At 59.3% G+C, this 21,246-nt stretch carries 22 protein-coding genes; 9 read left to right on the forward strand and 13 right to left on the reverse strand.

The window, feature by feature from the left end; translation table 11 throughout:
• Positions 1 to 119 precede the first annotated feature (119 nt).
• From BLP23_RS11930 to BLP23_RS11950, 5 genes are all read left to right on the forward strand, one after another.
• Positions 120 to 2,009 (forward strand): ABC transporter ATP-binding protein, encoded by a 1,890-nt coding sequence (locus BLP23_RS11930; RefSeq protein WP_092585090.1) that lies wholly within the window; start codon positions 120 to 122, stop codon positions 2,007 to 2,009.
• Between the two features lie 241 nt (positions 2,010 to 2,250).
• Positions 2,251 to 2,829, forward strand: a complete 579-nt coding sequence (petA, locus tag BLP23_RS11935; RefSeq protein WP_022714206.1) for a ubiquinol-cytochrome c reductase iron-sulfur subunit — start codon at positions 2,251 to 2,253, stop codon at positions 2,827 to 2,829.
• Between the two features lie 14 nt (positions 2,830 to 2,843).
• Positions 2,844 to 4,115: a cytochrome b gene (locus BLP23_RS11940; protein ID WP_092585091.1), complete on the forward strand. Its 1,272-nt coding sequence runs from the start codon at positions 2,844 to 2,846 to the stop codon at positions 4,113 to 4,115.
• Between the two features lie 21 nt (positions 4,116 to 4,136).
• The gene (locus BLP23_RS11945; RefSeq protein WP_092585092.1) at positions 4,137 to 5,021 is read left to right on the forward strand and encodes a cytochrome c1; all 885 of its coding nucleotides are present in this window, start codon (positions 4,137 to 4,139) and stop codon (positions 5,019 to 5,021) included.
• A gap of 117 nt (positions 5,022 to 5,138) precedes the next feature.
• Entirely contained in the window at positions 5,139 to 5,681 is a 543-nt protein-coding gene (locus BLP23_RS11950; RefSeq protein ID WP_092585093.1) for an adenine phosphoribosyltransferase, read from the forward strand.
• A gap of 9 nt (positions 5,682 to 5,690) precedes the next feature.
• Here BLP23_RS11950 and BLP23_RS11955 read toward each other — a convergent pair whose 3' ends face one another.
• Genes BLP23_RS11955 through ychF form a run of 3 tightly spaced genes read right to left on the reverse strand, consistent with a single transcriptional unit; the run spans position 5,691 to position 7,752 of the window.
• Entirely contained in the window at positions 5,691 to 6,158 is a 468-nt protein-coding gene (locus BLP23_RS11955) for a MaoC family dehydratase (protein WP_092585094.1), read from the reverse strand.
• Complete coding sequence (locus tag BLP23_RS11960) at positions 6,155 to 6,616, reverse strand: MaoC family dehydratase (protein ID WP_092585095.1); 462 nt, start codon at positions 6,614 to 6,616, stop codon at positions 6,155 to 6,157. The genes BLP23_RS11955 and BLP23_RS11960 overlap by 4 nt, the downstream gene beginning before the upstream one ends.
• Positions 6,617 to 6,648: 32 nt before the next feature.
• Positions 6,649 to 7,752, reverse strand: coding sequence for a redox-regulated ATPase YchF (gene ychF / locus BLP23_RS11965; protein ID WP_092585558.1), 1,104 nt, complete (start codon positions 7,750 to 7,752; stop codon positions 6,649 to 6,651).
• Positions 7,753 to 8,123: 371 nt separating this feature from the next.
• Between ychF and clpS the strand changes: the two genes are divergently transcribed.
• Complete coding sequence (gene clpS, locus BLP23_RS11970) at positions 8,124 to 8,435, forward strand: ATP-dependent Clp protease adapter ClpS (RefSeq protein ID WP_092585096.1); 312 nt, start codon at positions 8,124 to 8,126, stop codon at positions 8,433 to 8,435.
• A gap of 73 nt (positions 8,436 to 8,508) precedes the next feature.
• Positions 8,509 to 8,892 carry a hypothetical protein gene (locus tag BLP23_RS11975; protein WP_092585097.1) on the forward strand — a complete coding sequence of 128 codons (384 nt, stop codon included), beginning with the start codon at positions 8,509 to 8,511 and terminating at the stop codon, positions 8,890 to 8,892.
• On the opposite strand, the gene BLP23_RS11980 is transcribed toward BLP23_RS11975, so the two are convergent.
• The 5 genes from BLP23_RS11980 to BLP23_RS12000 all read right to left on the reverse strand — a co-directional run bounded on the left by BLP23_RS11980 (position 8,893) and on the right by BLP23_RS12000 (position 14,058).
• On the reverse strand, positions 8,893 to 9,330 hold the full coding sequence (locus BLP23_RS11980; RefSeq protein WP_233426685.1) for a GNAT family N-acetyltransferase: 438 nt from the start codon (positions 9,328 to 9,330) through the stop codon (positions 8,893 to 8,895).
• Positions 9,331 to 9,353: 23 nt separating this feature from the next.
• On the reverse strand, positions 9,354 to 10,067 hold the full coding sequence (pth, locus tag BLP23_RS11985; protein ID WP_092585099.1) for an aminoacyl-tRNA hydrolase: 714 nt from the start codon (positions 10,065 to 10,067) through the stop codon (positions 9,354 to 9,356).
• Between the two features lie 85 nt (positions 10,068 to 10,152).
• Positions 10,153 to 10,872 (reverse strand): substrate-binding periplasmic protein, encoded by a 720-nt coding sequence (locus tag BLP23_RS11990; RefSeq protein WP_092585100.1) that lies wholly within the window; start codon positions 10,870 to 10,872, stop codon positions 10,153 to 10,155.
• Between the two features lie 24 nt (positions 10,873 to 10,896).
• Positions 10,897 to 13,254 carry an EAL domain-containing protein gene (locus BLP23_RS11995; RefSeq protein WP_092585101.1) on the reverse strand — a complete coding sequence of 786 codons (2,358 nt, stop codon included), beginning with the start codon at positions 13,252 to 13,254 and terminating at the stop codon, positions 10,897 to 10,899.
• Between the two features lie 183 nt (positions 13,255 to 13,437).
• Complete coding sequence (locus tag BLP23_RS12000) at positions 13,438 to 14,058, reverse strand: 50S ribosomal protein L25/general stress protein Ctc (RefSeq protein WP_092585102.1); 621 nt, start codon at positions 14,056 to 14,058, stop codon at positions 13,438 to 13,440.
• Positions 14,059 to 14,425: 367 nt separating this feature from the next.
• Between BLP23_RS12000 and BLP23_RS12005 the strand changes: the two genes are divergently transcribed.
• Together BLP23_RS12005 and BLP23_RS12010 are read left to right on the forward strand one after the other, a co-directional pair.
• Positions 14,426 to 15,895 (forward strand): hypothetical protein, encoded by a 1,470-nt coding sequence (locus BLP23_RS12005; RefSeq protein ID WP_092585103.1) that lies wholly within the window; start codon positions 14,426 to 14,428, stop codon positions 15,893 to 15,895.
• Between the two features lie 129 nt (positions 15,896 to 16,024).
• The gene (locus BLP23_RS12010; protein ID WP_324613733.1) at positions 16,025 to 16,504 is read left to right on the forward strand and encodes a 2'-5' RNA ligase family protein; all 480 of its coding nucleotides are present in this window, start codon (positions 16,025 to 16,027) and stop codon (positions 16,502 to 16,504) included.
• 90 nt (positions 16,505 to 16,594) lie between these two features.
• Here BLP23_RS12010 and BLP23_RS12015 read toward each other — a convergent pair whose 3' ends face one another.
• The 5 genes from BLP23_RS12015 to pgeF all read right to left on the reverse strand — a co-directional run bounded on the left by BLP23_RS12015 (position 16,595) and on the right by pgeF (position 21,169).
• Positions 16,595 to 17,158, reverse strand: coding sequence for a Kazal-type serine protease inhibitor family protein (locus BLP23_RS12015; protein WP_167363878.1), 564 nt, complete (start codon positions 17,156 to 17,158; stop codon positions 16,595 to 16,597).
• A 104-nt stretch (positions 17,159 to 17,262) separates the two neighbouring features.
• Positions 17,263 to 18,195, reverse strand: a complete 933-nt coding sequence (locus BLP23_RS12020) for a ribose-phosphate pyrophosphokinase (RefSeq protein WP_022714222.1) — start codon at positions 18,193 to 18,195, stop codon at positions 17,263 to 17,265.
• A 105-nt stretch (positions 18,196 to 18,300) separates the two neighbouring features.
• The gene (locus BLP23_RS12025; protein ID WP_092585105.1) at positions 18,301 to 19,122 is read right to left on the reverse strand and encodes a hypothetical protein; all 822 of its coding nucleotides are present in this window, start codon (positions 19,120 to 19,122) and stop codon (positions 18,301 to 18,303) included.
• Between the two features lie 96 nt (positions 19,123 to 19,218).
• Positions 19,219 to 20,370, reverse strand: coding sequence for a M24 family metallopeptidase (locus BLP23_RS12030; RefSeq protein ID WP_092585106.1), 1,152 nt, complete (start codon positions 20,368 to 20,370; stop codon positions 19,219 to 19,221).
• 4 nt (positions 20,371 to 20,374) lie between these two features.
• On the reverse strand, positions 20,375 to 21,169 hold the full coding sequence (pgeF, locus tag BLP23_RS12035) for a peptidoglycan editing factor PgeF (protein ID WP_092585107.1): 795 nt from the start codon (positions 21,167 to 21,169) through the stop codon (positions 20,375 to 20,377).
• Positions 21,170 to 21,246: the final 77 nt, after the last annotated feature.

A 21,246-nucleotide genomic window follows, 5' to 3' on the forward strand; every position in this document is an offset into this window, starting at 1 on the left:
ACGAGGTCAGCGACATTCAACACGGATGCCGCCGATGTTACCGAAAATTACCAAAATATAAGGTTGTGTCCGCCCTCCATTCCCTTTGCCGCAGGGTTGTCTCGGACTATAACGCAAGGATGCTCCTGCGCCCGATACTCAATCTGTTTGAACACTGGGTCGATCCGTTCCGCCGGCGCGGCAATATACAGCCGCCGCGTTCGACGGTCGGCTTCATCTGGTTCTACATCGGCCAGGCTAAATGGCCCTTCGTCGCGATGCTTGTCCTCGGCGGCATGTCGGCGGCGATCGAGGCGGCGCTTTTTTGGTTCGTCGGACGGCTGGTCGATATCTTGAGCACCATCAAGCCGGGCGTTGGCTGGAGCGACATGCTTGCTGCACATGGCAGCGAGCTCTTCGGAATGCTCGCTTTGATCGGCTTTGTCCGTTTCGTAGTGGTCTTCCTCATCGCGCTGGTCGATCAGCAGGTCATCACGCCGGGTTTTTACAATCTCGCGCGCTGGCAATCCTATCTCCACGTCTCGCGCCAATCGCTGCATTTTTTCCAGAGCGATTTTTCCGGGCGGATCGTGACGAAGGTCTGGTCGGCCGGCCAGGCGGTGGGCGATCTCGTCACCTCGCTCATGGAGAGCGTCTGGTTTGTCGGAATCTACGCGGCGACGACACTGGTGCTGGTGGCGCAGCTCGATTTTTCACTTGCGGCCGTCGTGTTGTTCTGGCTCGCTGCATTCGGCGTGCTCGCCCGCTATTTCGTACCGCGCATCCGCTATCACTCGCGCGAGACTGCGGAAGCCGCCTCGATGCTCAACGGCCGCATGGTCGATTCCTACAGCAACATCCAGACGCTGAAGCTTTTCGCTCGTCACGAGGAGAGCGACCGCTACATGCGCCAGGGTTTCGATATCTATCAGGATACCGTGCTGCGCTTTACCCGGTTCATTACCGGTGTACGTGCCTCCATGGCGCTGCTTTCCGGCCTGATGATCGTGACCATGGGCGGATTAAGCGTCGATCTGTGGCTGCGCGGGTTGGTGAGTTCCGGTGCCGTGGCATTTTCGCTGGCCCTCGTCCTGCGCCTCAACTTCCTTCTTGGGCGCCTAATGACGCAGTTCAACGGCATCATGCGCAATCTGGGTACGATCCAGAATGCTGCCGAATTGATCTCGCAGCCGCTTGGTCTGGTCGATCGGCCCGATGCTCCCGATCTCGTCGTCCGCGAACCCGGCATCCGTTTCGAAAACGTCTGCTTCCATTACGGCCGGGGCAAGGGTGTCATCGAGAATTTCTCGCTCACCATCGCACCCGGCGAGAAGGTCGGGATCGTCGGGCGCTCCGGTGCCGGCAAGTCGACGCTGGTCAATCTGCTGCTGCGCCTCTACGACCTTGAAGGCGGGCGCATCCTTGTCGATGGCCAGGATATTGCTGCGGTCAGCCAGGAGTCACTGCGCATGCAGATCGGCGTCGTCAGCCAGGATACCTCGCTGCTGCACCGTTCGGTCAGGGACAACATCCTCTTCGGCCGGCCCGATGCGGAGGAGGAACGGCTGCTCGATGCCGCACGGCGGGCAGAGGCGCTCGGCTTTATCGAGCGCCTGCACGATCAGCAGGGGCGCAAGGGTTTCGATGCGCATGTCGGCGAGCGCGGCGTGAAGCTTTCCGGCGGGCAGCGGCAACGCATCGCAATCGCGCGGCTCATGCTGAAGGATGCACCGATCCTCGTGCTCGACGAGGCGACCTCGGCGCTCGATTCCGAGGTGGAAGAGGTGATCCAGTCCAATCTCAGCCGGATCATGGAGGGGAAGACCGTGCTGGCTATCGCTCATCGCCTTTCGACCATTGCCGCGCTCGATCGCCTGATTGTTGTCGATCGCGGCCGAATCATCGAAGAAGGCACGCACAAATCCCTGGTCGAAAGAGGCGGACTTTATGCCGAGCTATGGGCGCGCCAGTCCGGCGGCTTCCTCGGTGCAGACGAAGATATGCCCGGGCGCGAGGCGAGAGCCGTTTAGGCAAGCGTTCGCCAGCTAGGCTCCGATCCGCTGAATCCAGGGGATTGCGGTAAAAAGATCATCTGAAAATACCCGCGACATTGTGCCCTCATACTATTGTCAAGGCTGGACATAATTTGCGATCAAGCATAGAACGCGCCGGATTGGCGGGGAATCTAAGGCCGAATTGTGTCTATGTAGATTCGCCGCTTAGAGGGGCAGTGCGGAATTCCGCGAAAATTGCGCAGAGGATGGTTTAGCTGTGAGCGAACACGAAACGACAAGCGAGGCTTCAGGGGAGCCCACGCGCCGTGATTTCCTTTATCTCACCACCGGTATGGCAGGCGCCGTCGGCGCTGCGGCGGTCGCTTGGCCGTTCATCGATCAGATGCGTCCGGATGCGTCCACGCTCGCTCTTGCTTCCATCGAAGTCGACGTATCGAGCCTTGGGCCGGGAATGTCGCTGACCGCCAAGTGGCGCGGCAAGCCGGTCTTCATCCGCAACCGTACGCCCGAGGAAGTAAAGGCTGCCGACGAGGTTCCGCTTTCGGATCTCAAGGATCCGATCGCACGCAACGAGAACCTTCCGGCCGAAGCGCAGGCAACCGGTGTCGACCGCTCTGCCGGCAAGGACAAGGAAAACTGGATCGTCATGATCGGTTCGTGCACCCATCTCGGTTGCGTGCCGCTCGGACAGGCCGGCGAATACAACGGTTGGTTCTGTCCCTGCCATGGCTCGGTCTACGACACGGCCGGCCGCATCCGTAAAGGTCCGGCGCCGACGAACCTGCCGATTCCGACCTATTCGTTCGTTTCCGATACAGTGATCAAGATCGGTTGAGGGGAGACTGATTTATGAGTGGCCATTCCAGCTACGAGCCATCAACCGGCCTCGAGAAGTGGATCGATGCGCGCCTGCCGCTGCCGCGCATGGTCTATGACAGCTTCGTTGCATATCCGGTTCCGCGTAACCTGAACTATGCCTATACCTTCGGCGCCATGCTTTCGGTCATGCTGGTCGTGCAGATCCTGACCGGCGTCGTGCTCGCCATGCATTACGCTGCCGAAACTTCGGTCGCCTTCAATGCCGTCGAAAAAATCATGCGCGACGTCAACCACGGCTGGCTGCTGCGCTATATGCATGCCAACGGTGCATCCTTCTTCTTCGTCGCGGTCTACCTGCATATTGCCCGCGGGCTTTACTACGGCTCCTACAAGGCGCCGCGCGAAATCCTCTGGATTCTCGGCGTTCTCATCTATCTGCTGATGATGGCGACCGGTTTTATGGGCTACGTTCTCCCCTGGGGCCAGATGTCCTTCTGGGGCGCGACCGTCATCACCGGCTTCTTCTCGGCCTTCCCGCTGGTCGGCGAATGGGTGCAGCAGTTTCTGCTCGGCGGTTTTGCCGTTGAAAACCCGACGCTCAACCGCTTCTTCTCGCTGCACTACCTGCTGCCCTTCATCATCGCAGGCGTTGTCGTGCTGCATATCTGGGCGCTGCACGTGACCGGCCAGACGAATCCGACTGGAGTCGAGGTCAAGACCAAGACGGACACCGTCCAGTTCACGCCCTATGCGACCCTCAAGGACGCACTCGGCGTTTCGATCTTCCTGCTGGTCTACGCCTACTTCGTCTTCTACATGCCGAATTTCCTCGGCCATCCGGACAATTATATCCCGGCTGACCCGCTGAAGACGCCGGCGCACATCGTTCCGGAATGGTACTTCCTGCCGTTCTACGCGATGCTGCGCTCGATCACTTTCAATATCGGTCCGATCGATTCCAAGCTCGGCGGCGTCCTTGTGATGTTCGGCGCGATCATCGTGCTGTTCTTCCTGCCATGGCTCGACACGTCGAAGGTCCGCTCTGCGGTCTACCGCCCGTGGTACAAGATGTTCTACTGGCTGTTCGTGATCAATGCGATCATCCTCGGCTGGCTCGGTTCCCAGCCGGCGGAAGGCGCCTTCGTCCTGATCTCGCAGATCTGCACACTGCTTTACTTTGCTTTCTTCCTGGTCGCTATGCCAGTGCTTGGTCTCGTCGAGACGCCGCGCCGCATTCCAAACTCGATCACCGAAGCCGTGCTGGAAAAGCGCAATCAACAAATTGCTACGGTCAAGGCATAAGCGAGCGGAAGGAATAGAACGATGAAAAAGCTTGTTGCAAGCATTCTGCCGCTCGCAGTCGCAGCTCTCCTTGGAACTGCTGCATTCGCACAGGAAGCCACGCACGGCGAGGGCGCCGCTCCGGCCGAGCACGAGGAAGGCGCCACGCCGCACTATCCGCTGAAGCACCCGCGGGAGCAGGACTGGAGCTTCGCCGGCCCCTTCGGCCATTATGACAAGGGCCAGCTGCAGCGCGGCCTGAAGGTCTATACGGAAGTCTGTTCCGCCTGCCACTCGATGAGCCTGGTTCCCTTCCGCATGCTCGGCGAACTCGGCTACTCCGAGGCGCAGGTCAAGGCTTTTGCCGCGAACTACGAGGTTCAAGATGGCCCGGATTCTGCGGGTGAGATGTTCACACGCAAGGCTATCCCTTCGGATTATTTTCCGTCGCCATACGCCAACGCCCAGGCCGCTGCCGCTGCGAACAATGGCGCGGCCCCGCCGGATTTCTCGCTGATCGCGAAGGCCCGCGGGATAACCCGCGGCTTCCCGCAGTTCGTCTTCGATATCTTCACGCAGTATCAGGAAGGCGGACCAGACTATATCTACTCGCTGCTGACGGGCTATGAAGAGCCGCCGGCGGGTTTCCAGGTTCCCGAGGGCGCGCATTACAACCCTTACTTCAACGCTGCTGCGGCCTTCGCGATGCCGAAGCCGCTCTCCGACGATCAGGTGACCTATGACGACGGCACGCCGCAGACCGTCGATCAGTATTCCAAGGATGTCTCGGCCTTTCTGATGTGGGCCGCAGAGCCGCACCTCGAAGAGCGCAAGAGCACCGGCTTCATGGTCATCGTGTTCCTGTTGATTTTCTCGGGTCTCATCTTCCTGACGAAGCGCTCGGTCTATGCCAACAAGGAGCACTGAGCGGTTCTAGCTCAATAAGCAAAAGGCGGCTTTGGGGCCGCCTTTTTTGTTGGTTCCATGTCAGTCAGTTGATAGGGTGCAACCGACTAGATCCCCTCGCAGACAGACGGACTTTCCATGAACAATATTGCCTCGGAGCTTGCGGTTAGCATCCGCTCCATCCCGGACTATCCGAAGCCCGGCATTATCTTTCGCGACATCACGACGCTGCTCGGCAATCCGCGGGCGTTTCGCCGCGCTGTGGATGAACTGGTGCAGCCTTATGCGGGCCTGAAGATCGACAAGATCGCCGGCATGGAAGCGCGCGGCTTCATTCTCGGCGGCGCCGTGGCGCATCAGCTTTCGGCAGGCTTCGTGCCGATCCGCAAGAAGGGTAAGCTGCCGCATGATACCGTGCGGATCGCCTACAGCCTGGAATATGGCGTCGACGAGATGGAGATGCACCGGGATGCGGTTCAGCCGGGCGAAAAGGTTATTCTCGTGGACGATCTGATTGCAACCGGCGGGACCGCCGTCGGCGCGACGAAGCTACTTCGCCAGATGGGGGCGGAAGTCGTCGGTGCATGCTTCGTCATCGATCTACCGGATCTCGGCGGCCGCAGAAAGCTCGATGAACTCGGCGTGCATGTCCACACGCTGGTCGAATTCGCCGGGCACTGAAGCCCGGCTTTACTCGAATTCGAGCACGCTGCCCTCGAAGCGGATGACAGGCGTGCCGTCTTGGTTGACGCCTTCGTTGAGGATCGAATTGAGAAACCAGCCCTGCCGGGATGTGAGAGGCCGGCTGGCAAGCAAGGTCACCGAATAGCTGACCGTCTCGTCGACGAAGACCGGACGCAGCCATTGCAACTTCTGGAAGCCGGGCGAAGGGCCGAGCTTCGGTGGGGCGACGCCCTCCCTGGCAAGTCGCGCGGTTTCCTTTTCCCAGTAGTCCAGGAAAGTTCGCATCCAGGCGGCGCATGTATGCCAACCCGAGGCGCAGAGATTGCCGAAGAGCGTCTTCCGGGCGGCTTCCTTGTCAACATGGAAGCGCTGCGGATCGAAGCGCGTGGCGAAATGGATGATCCGCTCCTCGGTAAAGGTATAGCCGCCGATCGCAGCCTTTTCGCCGATCGTATAAAGCTCCGCCATCCTCATGGATTTGCCTCCGCTGTGTCGCGCATGCTGAACATGATCCAGTTTTCGCAGTAGCAGACCAGATCGCCGTGCTGATTGTGGACCTCATGCTTGAAGCGGGCGATGCCGATGCCGGGCCGCGAACGCATGGCGCGGGATTCCAGCACCGTCGAACGCCCGGACAGTGTGTCGCCGGCAAGAACGGGTTTCCTCCATTCCATCACGTCGATGCCGGGTGCGCCCTGGGAATGTGAATTCAGCAAAAAACCATAGGCCATCATGCGCATGAAGAGCGCGGACGTATGCCAGCCGGAAGCCGCGAGCCCGCCAAGGATGCTGGCGCGTCCGGCCATCTCGTCCATGTGCATCGGCTGCGGGTCGAATTCGGTTGCGAACTCGATGATCTCCTGCGCCGTCACGGCGACCGGGCCTAACGCAAAGCTGCGGCCCGGCTCGAAGTCTTCAAAAACTAGCTTCATCTGGCCTCGTCCTCCCTCGGCCGTGCTGCCAATCAGGTATTGAAGCGGAAGTGGATCACGTCGCCGTCCTGAACCACGTATTCCTTGCCTTCATCCCTGGCTTTGCCCGCGTCCTTGGCGCCGGTTTCCCCGCCGAGCGCGATGTAGTCGTTATAACCGATAGTAAAGGCACGGATGAAGCCGCGTTCGAAATCCGTGTGGATGACGCCGGCAGCGGCCGGTGCCTTGGTGCCGCGCACGATCGTCCAAGCGCGGGTCTCCTTGGGGCCGACGGTGAAATAGGTGATCAAGTCGAGCAGGTGATAGCCCGCACGGATTAGGCGATCGAGGCCAGCCTCTTCCAGACCAAGGGCGGAGAGGAATTCCTTGCTTTCTTCTTCCGGCAGTTGAGCCACTTCAGACTCGATCGCGGCCGAGATGGTCACGCATTCGGCGCCTTGGGCTTTCGCCATCTCGGCAACAGCCTCGGTATGTTCGTTGCCTGTTGCTGCATCGGCTTCCGCGACGTTGCAGACGTAGAGCACTGGATGGGACGTCAGAAGGTTCAGGCCCTTCAGGACTTCGATTTCGTCGGCGCCGAGCGTCTTCAACAATAGACGAGCCGGCTTGCCTTCGTTGAGGAGCTTGATCACCGCTTCCATGACGGGAAGCTGCGTCAGCGAATCCTTGTCCTTGGAGGCGGCGCGTTTGCGCGTTTGCTCGACGCGGCGTTCGAGACTTTCAAGGTCGGCAAGCATCAGCTCGGTTTCGATGGTGTCGGCGTCGCTGACCGGATTGATGCGGCCTTCGACATGGGTGATGTCGTCATCCTCGAAGCAGCGCAGCACATGCACGACAGCATCGACTTCGCGGATGTTGGCGAGGAACTTGTTGCCGAGGCCTTCCCCCTTGGACGCGCCGCGCACCAGACCGGCGATATCGACGAAGGAAATGCGGGTTGGGATGATTTCCTTCGAGCCGGCGATCGAGGCGAGCTTTTGCATCCGTGGATCGGGAACGGCGACTTCGCCGGTGTTGGGCTCGATGGTACAGAAGGGATAGTTCGCCGCCTGCGCCGCTGCCGTCTTGGTGAGCGCGTTGAAGAGTGTCGACTTGCCAACATTCGGCAGACCGACGATACCGCATTTGAAGCCCATGACTGGATGTCCGTATTCGCTGAAATTGTTGCCTTGCCTATGGGATAAAGGAGCCATGCGGTCAAGTCTTCCGCCACTTTTACCGCCGCTCACTTGCCGATAGGGCGACACTGGCCTATTTTTCCGTCCGCGAAGATTTCGAGAGTAATATTGCGAATTTCACCGGAAGGGCAGGTGACCTTTGCCCAAGGAGATCCTAGGCCATCTTGGTGCCAAACACCCGGCGGCGAGCTTGAATTTGAAGCTCTTACCTGATTGAAAGGCTGTAGTCCGGGCTCGCAATCGACAGGTGAGTGTCGAAATTCCCTGGCCGACAATAATCGTCTAATTCAGAGAATTACCTCTCATGTCATCAACGGGTGGATTTTCCGATGAGTGACAACGACGTTGCCATAAAGCCGAAAACGAAGATCAAGCTGAAGCTGGATAAGCCCAAGCTCTACAAGGTTCTTCTTTTCAACGATGACTATACGCCACGCGAGTTCGTCGTCATGATCCTCAAGGCCGTTTTCCGGATGAGCGAGGAGACGGGATACCGGGTGATGATGACGGCGCATAAAATGGGCTCCAGCGTGGTCGTCGTCTGCGCCAAGGACATTGCCGAGACAAAGGTCAAGGAGGCGATGGACTATGCCAAGGAGGCAGGCTTCCCGCTGATGTTTACGGCGGAACCCGAAGAATAGGCGTTTCTTAACCAATCTTCTTAAGCTGCCATCCGTCAATTGCCGCTAGATTGCGCCCACGACGGAGGCGCGCATGCATGCTGAGGCAGCTACTTGGCATTATTTCGTCGCCGCGGCGCTCTTTGCGATCTTCGGTGCGATCGGCCATGTCGTCCGTGCGTTGTTCAACGTCTATCCGGACAGGCTTTCGGACAAGCCGATCATCGATCTGGCCATTTCGGACGGTTATGATCTTTCCGACATGCTCTTCGGAACGGAATATGACGATGCCGGCTACTATCGGTCCGACAGCCTCAAGAACCTACGTATTGCCTGCTCCATTGCCGTCGTTGCGGGCATTGGCACGATGCTGCTCGTAGAGGATGCCTCGATCCTGATGGCAACGGCGATCGACGACGGAGCCAAGGCACTTTGGGAACTGCTCCTCTACCGCCTTCAAGAGCTGCAATTGCTTTGATCAGCCGGGGCGCCTGATCTGATAGCCGGTCTTATCCCGCATGAAGCCGCAGTTTTCGTAGAAGCGCAGCGTTGCGGGGTTCCTTGAACCGGTAAGGAGCATCACTTTATAGCAATTCTCCTCCCAGGCCGTTGCGCAGGCATGACGGATCAACGCGCCGGCATAACCCTTTCTGCGGTGATCGGCGTGCGTGATGACATTCTCGACCAGAGCGTACGAAGCACCGTTTCGCGTGAGATTGGGTGTGATGATCAGCGTAGCGGATGCAACAGGCATATCGGCGGCCAGCGCGACAAATATGGTCATGCCCGGGTGGGCGAGGATGGTTGAGAAGCGGTCGCTTGCCCAGGCGGGATCGATCGCTGGATCATCGGGATTGAGGTGACGGTAGAGCTCAAGAAGGGCCTGTAAGTCGCCGGGGCCGGCGGGCTTGATCATGATATCTCGCTTCGGCATCTTGCCTACTCACCCTTGTTGCCGAACATCTTCTTTAGCATTTCGGCCATAGGGCCGGTCGCAGGCAGCTTAGGCTGCGGGTGTCGCGCCTGGTGGATGTGGGATTGCGCTGCCGGCTTCTTTTCGGACTTCGGCTTGTCCTCCTCCGCCTTGCCGCCGACGGCGAGCGCCAGCTTGTTCATCAACTGCGAATCCTCCTTGCGCACCAGCATGTCGGCATTGTCGGCAAGCGTTTCCATGAGCGGTTGCAGCCAGGCCTGGTCGGCCTTGGCGAAATCGCCGAGTACGTGGTGCTGCACAAGTTCCTTGACGCCAGGGTGACCGATGCCGAGGCGCAGTCGCCGATAATCCTTGCCGCAATGGGCGTCGAGCGACCTGATGCCGTTATGGCCGCCATTGCCGCCGCCGATCTTCAGCCGGGCCTTGCCGGGTGGCAGGTCGAGCTCGTCATAGATGGCGACGAGATCGGAAGGCTGCAGCTTGTAGAAACGCATGGCTTCGCCGACGGCTTCGCCGGAGAGGTTCATGTAGGTTTGCGGCTTGATCAGCAGCACCTTTTCGCCCCCAAGCTCGCCTTCCGAAATTTCCGCCTTGAACTTCTTGGACCAGGGGGAAAAGCCGTGACGCCGATGGATGGCGTCGGCTGCTATGAAGCCGATATTGTGGCGGTTTCCGGCATATTTGCTTCCGGGATTGCCGAGACCCGCGATGATCAGCATTGGGAAGTCCGTTTCTTGAATGCCTGCTGCCCGCTTCACCACCGCGAAACGCGCAGGAAGTCAAGCGCAAAGGCACGGCGCGGTGCTAATTGCCGAGGTGCAGTCCATACTTCAGGAAAATCTCTTTCTGGGTGCCATCGGCGATCAGCTTATCGAGAGCGGCCTGCATCCGCACCTGAAGGTCGGATGGAAAATCCCTGTTACAGGCGATACCCATCGGCTGTGCGGAGAGCATGGTGACCATCTCCACCGGCTGATCCGCCTTCAGCTTTTCGAAGTAAAGCTCTGAAATGGGCATCATGTCGATACGGCCACCGAGAAGCTTGCGAAGTGTAGCATTGAAGTCGGTGGCGATATCGAGCTTGGTAAAGCCCTTTTGCCTCAACACCATCTCGGTATAGTCTTCGCGTTGGGTGCCGACGGTATATTTCTTGGACGCCTCAAGGTCATTCGCAACGACACCCGATCCCTTCCGCGTGATCAAGATATTGCGATCGACGAGCAGCGGCTCGATCCATTTGAAGAGGGGATCGCGCAAGGCATTGTGTGCCGTGGCAAAAACGCAGGTCATGGGCTGTGATTGCGCGAGGCTGTAGGCTCGTGCCCAGGGCAGCAACTCCATGGTATAGTCGACGCCGATATCGGCCATGACCTTTTCGACTTGTTCAACGGTCGCGCCCTTGATCACCTTCCCGTCGCGATAATTGAAGGGCGCGTATTCTTCAGTCGTGAAATTGACCGTCTGCGACTGGGCCGGCGCTGCGCAAGGAAGCGTCAGAAAAGCAAGAAGCAGGAGCTTTTTCATATATTTCCACCTTCAATGCGCCGATCACGAGGCTTGGGCGACCTCATTTACCACGGCTGTGAGGTCCTCGATCAATTTCGAAGCATTCTGTGGACGATGGAAGAGGTAGCCCTGACCGTAGTCAAGTCCCATCTGGTGTAGGGTGCGGCATTCTTCTTCGGTTTCGATGCCTTCCGCGATGACGGTACAGTCCATCTTATGCGAGAGCGTGGTGATGCCTTCGATGAGCATCCGGCTCTTGTGGCGGACGTCATCATTCGTGTCGTTGATCGACCGCGTGAAGGATTGGTCGACCTTAATGATGTCGACCGGGAAGCGGTTGAGATAGCTCAGCGACGAGTAGCCGGTACCGAAATCGTCAAGGGCGATGCGGCAGCCGAAAAGACGCAGTTCGGTGAGCACCATGCGTATTTGCGGATTGTCGTGCATCAGAACGGCTTCGGTGATTTCGACGACAATTCGATCCGGACGGATGCCGTGCCGCCCGACGAGCCCGGCGAGGCGGGAGGGTAGGGCGGCCTCGAACTGCAGCGGCGAGAAATTGATCGCGAGATAGGTATCCTGCATGCCCGGAATCCGGGAGATACTCGCCAGATGCCCGATCGCCTTTTCCATGATGACGTTGCCGACGCGGACGATCTTGGCGGTCTCCTCGGCGACGTGGATGATGCCGGCCGGCGGCATCAGGCCCTTCTGCGGGTGGTTTAGGCGCAGGAGCGCTTCGAAGCCGGCGATGCGGCGATCGTCAAGGCCAACGATCGGCTGCAGATAGGCGTCGAACCAATCCTCGGCGAGACCATTTTCGATGTGGCTTTCGATCTCGGCGCGCGCCCTTGCGCTGTCCAGCATGCTGTTGTCGAAAATCTGTGCGCCATTCTTGCCGTCGCGCTTCTTCGCATACATCGCCATATCCGACTTCTGCAGCAATTCGGCTGCATTCGACGCATGGCGCGGATAGATGGCGATGCCGATGCTGGCGCTCAGATGCAGGTCAGGGCCGAAAGGCGCCTCGAAGACTGTGGCAATCTGCTCGCACATCGCCTTGGCGCGCTTCTCGCCGTCCTTGGCCGGAAGCAGGATGGCGAATTCGTCGCCGCCAAGTCGCGCTGCCTGATCGGAGGGCGCTAGATGTTCGTTGAGCCGCTCGACGAGCTCGCGAAGCGCTCGATCGCCCTCGGCATGGCCCATATTGTCGTTGATCCACTTGAAGCGGTCGAGATCGATAAAGAGGCAGGCCAGCTCCTGGCCAGCGGCGTCGGCTTCGGCGATCTTGCCGTCGAGGGCGGTCTCGAAGCCTTGGCGGTTCAGCAGGCCGGTGAGATGGTCGGTAATCGCCTGGCGGTGGTTGCGGTCTTCCGAGGCCTTCAGTGCGGTTACGTCGGTCATGACCGACAGCGAGAGCTGGTTTGGTCTGGTGGCTGTCTTCGATTCCAGTATCAGCACGTCCATGATGCGGCCGTCTGCGCAGAGGAACTTTACGGTCACGTCCAGTGCCGCGCCATTCTCGAAACCTTCCTTGCGGTTTTGGAACGCGTCGCGGGTGTCGAACGTAACGAGTTCGGCAAATCTGCGACCGATCACCTCGCCCCGCCCGTAGCCCGTTGCGACCAGCCAATAGTCGCTGACCGCTATGATGCGATCCTCGTTGTCCAGTGAGAAGAGCATGGCGGGCGTGAGATTATAGATATCGGTTGCGAGGCGGTGGGCGAGTTTCAGTTCCTTTTCCTCGCTCTCCAGCTTCGTCTGCATCTCGTTGAAGCTGCGGGCGAGGCGGCCGATCTCATCGCTCGACTGCCAATCGACATGATGGCGCGATCCAAGCTGACGGGTGGCCTCTATGGCCGCGATAAGCCGCATGAGCGGCTGGATGACAAAGAGGCGGTTGCCAATCAGTGCGGTGCCGAAGACGGTGAGCACAGCGAAAATGAAGATCGATATGAAGACGACTTCTTCATGCTTGAGGCCGGAGAAGAGGCTAAGCTTCGGATAATAGACCGCAATGCTGCCTAGGTTCTTCGGACCGTCGACCGTGTTGTAGATGATTGCGCGGGAAACCTGAACGAGCTCGCCGTCAAAGGATTTCGGGATGGTCGATTGCGTCACGTTGAGCTGACTGGATTGATCGCGAACCTCGACCTTCACGATGGCGCCCTGCGAAACCATCGTGGCACTGATCTGGGTTACGCTGTCTTCGTCGAGATCCCAGAGCGGCTTTGCGAGTGCCTGAGAATTGGCAACCAGAAGAACGGAGATGTGGTCGCGTATTTCCTTATCGGCGCGCTCGGAAGAAAGGAATAGAAACAATACAAAAAGCGGAGCGACAAATATGAGAAGCGCCCCGCAAACAATCGCAAAAAATCTGTTCTCAACGGAATTGTTCATGGTTCCGTTTTCTCCCCGGGCTCTCACTTCGCGGCCATACGGCAAAGAGCGGCAAGTGTAGAAATGCTTGGGGAATGCTTTCACGAATGTGTTAAATGTTGCTGAAGTGGCTCGCGTTAAAATTGATAAGGCCCGCCTTCCAGGGGAAAGCGGGCCTTATAATTACGAATTAGTGTATGCGGATTATGCTTCCGCTTCGCCTTCGCCTTCGCCTTCAGCCGGAGCTTCTTCTTCAACGCCAGCGGCCGGAGCAACGATCGTTGCGATCGTGAAATCGCGGTCGATGACCGTTGTTACGCCCTTCGGCAGTGTGACTTCGGAGATATGGATGCTGTCGCCGATCTTCTTGCCGGAGAGGTCGATATCGAAGAATTCCGGGATCGCATCAGCCGGGCAATGAACTTCGATTGTGTGGCGAACGATGTTCAAAACGCCGCCGATCTTCACCTGCGACTTCTCTTCGTTGATGAAGTGAACCGGGATCTCGACGGTGACCTGCGTGTTGCCGGAGACGCGGAGGAAATCCACGTGCATCGTGAAGTCGCGAACCGGATCGAGCTGATAGTCCTTCGGCAGAACTTTGTACTTCTTGCCGCCGACGTCGATCGTCGCGACAGTGGTCATGAAACTACCGGCATGAATGCGCTTCGTCACCTCATTGGTGCTGAGAGCGATAGAAATGGGGGCCTGCTTGTCACCATAGATGACAGCTGGAATCAAACCGTTGCGGCGAAGTTCACGGGCGGACCCCTTACCAACCCGTTCGCGCGCCTCGGCCTTGAGCTCGTAAGTTTCCTGGCTCATGGCTATTCCTTTCGAGGTTATTTGGAGAGTCTCCGTCCGGTATCAACCTTCCGATGACTGGAGGGGCGTTTGGGCCTTCCTCATCCGCGTTGCCTCCAAGGGTGTCTGCGCGGACGCGTGCGCTATAGTATAAGTGACGCGGAAACGCAAGGCGACGCGGCCCCTATATCTCGGGTTGCCGGTCAGTGCCAGGATATTGTGAAATAAAGGAATCCTACGCCGTAATACAATATAGACTGAACCGGTATGAAATTCGGTTTCTAAATGTTGCGATTCAGCAGCTAGAGGGCTTGCCTTTTCGACAAGCCTGAGTTGACATCCGGCCGCGTACATTCTCACATGACCGCCGAGGCGGAGGAGCACATTCATGCGGTACAGGCTGATGACGGCGACGAGCGCCGTCGTTCTCGGATTGATGACGGCGGCCCATGCGGCTGAGATCGACCGGGATGGTGCAAACGCCATTCGCGACAATCTCAACAGCCTGCTGCCCGAAGACATTGCCAAGAGCGGCGTCGTCGCCGTCAATCCGGCCGGTGCGCGCTACGAGATCATCTACGACCTGGCCAAGCTCCTTTCCAAGGTCAACCCGGCGGATTTTGCGATCAACGGCCTGAAACCGATTTCGATGTTCGCCACGCCGCGGGACAACGGGCTCTGGAATGTCGAAGGCGACAACAGCCTGAACGTTTCCGGACATTTCAAGGGACCGGACCAGAAACGCACCGATTTTACCTATTCCATCGCCTCAATGGTCTATACCTCGGTCTTCGATCCGGCGATCAGCTATTTTCGCTCCGGCGATTTCAGCGCCAAGGATATCAAAGTCACGACCGCGACCGATACCGAACAGGTCAACGCCAGCTTCGGCGAGATGAAATACAAGCTTACCTCCGCTGATGGCGCTTCCGCCGACAGGACGGACTTTGCGGCGAACGGTACTCTGACAGCGTTTGCCGAGCAGGTGAGCGGGAAGGAAATGCCGCCGCTCCAGATCACTGCCGATACCATCGATTTCGACGCCAAGGTCAACAGCCTTCCGGCAAAGCGATTGAGAGACATTGTCGTCTTCGCACTCGACCATGCCGAGGAAAAGCAGATGAGCAAGGAGAGCGAGGAAAGGCTGAAGGGCATGCTGCGCGACGCTTTTCCGCTGATCTCTTCGCTCGAGGAAACGATCACCCTCAACAATCTCGCGGTGACGAGTGCTGCGGGCGGAGGCGGCTCCAAGAGCTTCGGCTACCGCCTGGCAGTCAATGGGCCGAGCAATGCAACGCAGGTTGGCGTTGCATTGACTGCTGCCGACGTCACATTTGACAGCCCGATGGTTCCGGCCGCCTATTCCGCCTTTCTGCCGAAGGCAGTCGATGTGCAGTTCGCCATCCCGGATATGGACTTTGCGGCTTTTGGTGACGAATTCATGAAACTTGATCTCACCAAGCCGCCGGAGGGCGGGGAGGACGCGGGCAAGAAGGCCGTGGAGCGGCTTTTCCGCGATGGCAAGTTTGTGATCGACTTTCCGAAGGTCAGCGCCAAGTCCGGCGTCTACGACATCGACATATCCGCAAAGGTCGAGAGCCGCATCGATGCGGGCAAGGACGACTATGCGCTGCAGGCCTCCATTCTGGCGCGCGACTACGACAAGACCATCGCGGCGGTTCAGGAGCTTGCCAAAACCAATCCCGACCTCAATCAGGCGTCCTTCGGAATGCTGATGGTCAAGGGTTTCGCCAAGACCGATCCCGACGGCAGGCAGCGCTGGGACGTGACGGTCAGCCCCGATGGCACGGTGACCGTCAACGGTCAGCAGCTCAAGGGGCCGGATAAGCCGGAATGATTTTGCTGAACATCAGGCGACGATGATCGTCACGGCCACCTTGAGCGCCTAAAAGTGGCCGACAATGGCGTCGGAGGCGCTTTGCGCATGCCTCATGCGATAAGTCTGAAATGCTTAAACGAGACCGCATTGCCGATAGTCGAGCTTTGGCAGGAAGCGTCCGCATTCGAACCTGCTCCATCGATGAAGGCCCTAGACTATCCTGCCCATGTGACCTTAGCGGTATATGAGGATTTTGCGCCCACCGATGTGCTGACCCGAATTTTAGGCACTCAATCTGCGATACCCGTGACTTTTTCGGGTATTCGCTATTTTCAAAACGAATTCTTAGTGTTGTGGGCGCGTCCTGTATCGAATGGCCGGCTGCTGCAACTTCACGCGGCCGTCCACAGTGAAATAGACCCAGCGCTCTGCCGTGAGCACTATCGCCCCGATTTCTGGGTGCCTCATTGCACGATCGCAATGAAGATCCCCGGGGCCATGTTCGAGCCTGCCATCAAATGGGCATCCGAAAAGCAGGCGGAATTCTCCGTTACATTCGACGCGTTGGATATTGTGCGGTTTGCGCCAGTCGAGATCTTAAGTGAAGTCAAGTTGACCACACAATGACCCCACACAGTCGCCCTTCCAAACCGCTATGCCAAGTCGGGCTCGCGGCGGGTCCTGTGGACCAACATCATCGCCGGCACCGCCCGATGATCAGAAGCGACACTCGCCGCCGCTGATGATCCGGAAGCCTGCATTGCCTGCCTCGCAGGGGTTCGGGAAGGTCTGTGTTTGGCGGCCGCGCTGGCCGCAGACCGGCGCATATTCGCGCGTGCAGATGCCGCCCGGGCGTTCCGGACGGTCAGGTCTGTCCGGACGGTCAGGTCTGTCCGGGCGATCCGGCCAGTCGGGGCGCCCGGGACGATCCGGCCAGTCGGGGCGCCCGGGACGATCCGGCCAGTCGGGGCGCCCGGGACGATCCGGATCGGGGCGCGCAAAGGGCGGCGGTGCGCGGCGGCATTCGCCGCGGCCGACGATCATGAAGCCGCTGTTGCGGGCTTGGCAGGCATTTCCGAAGGTTTGAAGGCGGCCGCCGCGTTCGCCGCAGACCGGCGCATATTCCATGGTGCACATTTGCTGCTGCGGCGGCCACGGGCGGGGCGGCGGGCGCGATGGACCGGGATCGACCTCCACCGTGCAGGCGGTAAGCAGGGGAACAAGCGCGAGAAGCGCGAAGTGCTTCGAGCCTACTGAACATTTCATATTGATTGCCGTCATATGGCTTCCCATGCAAATCACTTTGCGCGAGACTAGCCGAAAGCGCGCCGCCGAAGAAGACGCAAAATACAACCTTGCCTATCTTTTTCTAAACGAGGAAACTCTTAGTCGAAGAGACTGGAAACAGATTCTTCTTGGCTGGTGCGGTTGATCGCTTCGCCGATAAGGGTTGCAGTCGTGATGACGCGGATATTGTGGGCCGACTGGACGGCGGTGGTCGGCTGGATAGAGTCGGTGATCACCAGTTCGCGCAGCTTCGAGGAGGTGATGCGGGTGACCGCGCCGCCGGAAAGAACGCCGTGGGTGATGTAGGCGGTGACGCTTGCCGCACCTTGGGCCAGCAACGCATCGGCGGCGTTGCAAAGCGTGCCGCCGGAATCGACGATGTCGTCAATAAGCAGGCAATCCTTGCCTTCGACGTCGCCGATGATGTTCATGACTTCGGATTCACCTGGACGGTCACGGCGCTTGTCCACGATCGCCAGAAGACAGTCGAGGCGTTTGGCAAGCGAACGGGCGCGGACGACGCCGCCGACGTCCGGCGAAACGACCATGACGTTGCTGATGTCGTAGTTGGCCTTGATATCGCGCGTCAGAACTGGAACGGCGTAGAGGTTGTCCGTCGGGATGTCGAAGAATCCCTGAATCTGGCCGGCATGCAGGTCGAGCGTCAGAACGCGGTCGGCACCGGCCTCGGTGATAAGGTTGGCGACCAGCTTCGCGGAGATCGGCGTGCGCCCTGAGGCGCGGCGATCCTGGCGGGCATAACCGAAATAGGGAAGGACTGCCGTGATGCGGCGCGCGGACGAACGGCGCATCGCATCGATCATAATCAGCAGTTCCATCAGATGATCGTTCGTCGGAAAGGAGGTCGACTGGACGACGAAGACGTCTTCACCGCGGACGTTTTCCTGGATTTCGACGAAGATTTCCTGATCGGCAAATCTTCTGACGCTGGCCTTGCCCAAGGGCACATTGAGATAGGTGCAGATCGCTTCGGCAAGATGCCGGTTCGAATTGCCTGCGAAAACCTTCATTTTGGCCCGCCTGTTGTCTGCTGATAGCCGCGCTTTTTAGCCAGCTTGCTTCCGAATGCAAGCGCAAAGGCGCCACAGGCTTTGATATTTGTAAAAAGCCTGTTGCTAACCGTCGCGCGTCTGCCGCCAGGAATTAAACTCGGCGATCGTTTTCGTGGCGATCTGCTGCATGACGGAGGCAGGAACGCCGACCCAGGGATCCTGTGCAGCGGAAGGCACCTTTTCCTGGCCCTGGATGCGGTGCAGGCGGGCGCCGCTGCCGTCGAGGATATCCCAGACGTAAACGACGGTCACGTTGCCCTCGTCGGTAAAGGCCGAGAGATAACCCTTCAGGATATAATCGCTGCTGGTGTCGTTCGAACTCTTGATCGAGATACCGTGAGAACGCGCCTCGGCTCCGAGCTGGCGGGAAAGCGGCGTCACCGCTTGGACGGGAGCACCGATAATCGGCAGGAAGCGAACGGTATTGCCGCCGATTGCGGATGAGGCGGCAGGATCGATGGCTGCGACCCGTTTCTGCTGGCGGGCAGGGGCCAGATTGCCCATGTCTTCTTCTTCGGCCTGCGCATTGGAAACCGGTTCGGCAAGCGTCCGGCCTTCGACCGGCGGCGAAGCTGCGGGCGAGGGTCCGCGCCGGGCAAGCGCGTCGGCCTGCTCCTGCATTGTCGTCGGCGGCGCGCCGGGACCGGATCTGTAAGTCTGATTGTTGTATGCCGGGTGATAGCCGGCCTGCCTCGATTCGTCAGCAAAGGCCCGCGGAGGCGCTGAGCCTGCCATGCGCTCGACTTCGCGCTGGGTGACGGGTGAGGAGCGGCCAAGCGACGAGTCGCCAATATCGACTTGCGGTGTCAACGCATCGGTGGTGTTGCAAGCGGAAAGCGCGGCCAGGCAGGCAAGGAGCATCGGCGCAGTCTGAGCTCGCGTCATCGCTTTCGTCCCTTCCCTCATTCGCATCAGCCCGCCTGATTTATGGGGGCGGGGGCTGTCGGCTGTCAATTCCGGATTCTTGCCGGTGATTGCCCGTCATGCACCGATGAAATCGAGCGAGTGGCGGGAAAGGGTGCGCGGCGCATCCGTCGTCGTCAGGTAGGTCTGGCCAAGCGTCATGGCGGTTCCGGTGTCGGAATCGGCGATGATCATGTGCACGAAGAGCGACATGTTCGGCTCGATCGGCTGCGGATTGCCGACATGGAACATCTGATGCTCCATCCAGGACGGCGAGAATCGGGCGCCGAGGGAATAGCCGCACGCGTTCAGCCGATGCCGGGCAAGCCCGCGCTCATCCATGATCTTGGCATGCATGTCGAAGACGTCGCCGAAAGTGTGCCCCGGTTTCAGTACGGTTTCGATCGCCTGCAGGTTTTCCAGGCAGGCGTTATAGAGTTCGCGGTGGCGGTGCGTCGGCTCGCCGATGACGATCGTGCGCATCATGGCGACGTGATAGTGGGCATAGGTGCCCGCCCATTCGAGCGTAAGCTGGTCATTTGCATCGAGCTTGCGGCGGCCGGCCTTGTAGCGGCAGAGCAGGGCGTCCGTGCCGGAACCGATGATGTATTCGTTGGCCGGGTAGTCTCCACCACCCGAAAAGACCGCACCTTGCATGGCGGCAAGGATATCCGCCTCGTCGGCGCCGGACTTGGTCAGGCTGATTGCGGCATCCAGAGCATCATCTGCAAGGGTTGCGGCACGCTCGACATAGACCACCTCCGCTGGGCTTTTCACGAGGCGCAAGCGGCTGACGAGATAGGAGGCGTCGACGATCTGGCCGAAGGTGGAAAGCTGGGCGTCGAGCAGGCGGGCGATTCGGCCCGTCATGCCGTGGGTGTCGTATTCGACGCCGATGCGCGCGCCGAGCAGGTCCATATCGACCAGCAGGTTCCTGAGGTCGAGCGTCGGGTCGGCATTGACGCGGTCGACCCAGATGTGGATGTCTTCGAGGATCGACGTGTGCTTGGCCTGACGAAGGTCCGCAGAGCGGGTAATCAGCGACATCGTGCCATCGGCCTTGACCACCAGCGTCTGGAAGAAGCAGTAGCCGAACGTGTCGTAGCCCGTCAGCCAGTACATGCTTTCCTGCGCGAAGAGCAGGATGGCATCCAGCTTTTCCGCGCGCATCTGGTCAGTAAGGCGCGTGAGGCGGCTTGCGAATTCGGCCCTTTCGAAATGCAGTGCCATTCGGTCAAATCTCCCTGATGCTGATCGCTGAAATCTGGCGGCCGTAGTCCGGCTCTTTATTATGTGTGGTGCGCCGGTACGAGAAAAAGCGCTCGCTGTCCGGATAGGTGCAAATGCCAAGGCTTTCGGCGCGCACACCCGCCTCCAGCAGTCGGTCGACTGTCAGCGCCGGAAGGTCGAACATCGCATGGCCCGACTTCTTCGAAGGAATGAAATAGCGCTCGTAAGACGAATCCTGTGTGACGAAGCGCTCGACAAATTCCGGACCGACCTCATAGCTTGTCTGGCTGATCGAGGGGCCGAGGCAGGCGATGATGGCCCGGCGCTTCGCTCCAAGCCTTTCCATCGCTACAACGGTGTTTTCCAGGACGCCCGTCAGTGCACCTTTCCATCCGGCATGTGCGGCGCCGATCACCCGGTTTTCCGGGTCGGCGAACAGGATCGGGCCGCAGTCGGCAGCAAGAACGCCGAGGACGATGCCAGGCGTTGCCGTGACCAGCGCATCGGCTTCGGGGCGCGTGCCGTCATAGCTGCTGTCTATGGTGACCGCATCTGGCGAATGAACCTGATGGACTGTCGCGAGCCTTTCCAAGGGCTGGCTGAACCAGGCGGCAACGCGACGGCGGTTCTCTATCACCTTTGCGCGGTCGTCGTTCGAGCCAAGCCCGACATTCAGGCCGCGATAGAGCCCCTGCGACACGCCGCCCGCCCGTGTGAAATAGCCGTGGCGGATCGCTTCGCCGGCCGCTTCGTTCAACAGCGCGCTTTCGATCGGTGCGGGAGAAGCCGCGTCTTGCATCAGTGATTCCGGGGTGTTTGTCCGCCGGCCCGCCCGGCGAAGCATTCTTGATTGCGCCGGATGTTGGCCCAGGGCCG

This window comes from Rhizobium mongolense subsp. loessense (genome assembly GCF_900099775.1).
Classification (GTDB): domain Bacteria; phylum Pseudomonadota; class Alphaproteobacteria; order Rhizobiales; family Rhizobiaceae; genus Rhizobium; species Rhizobium loessense.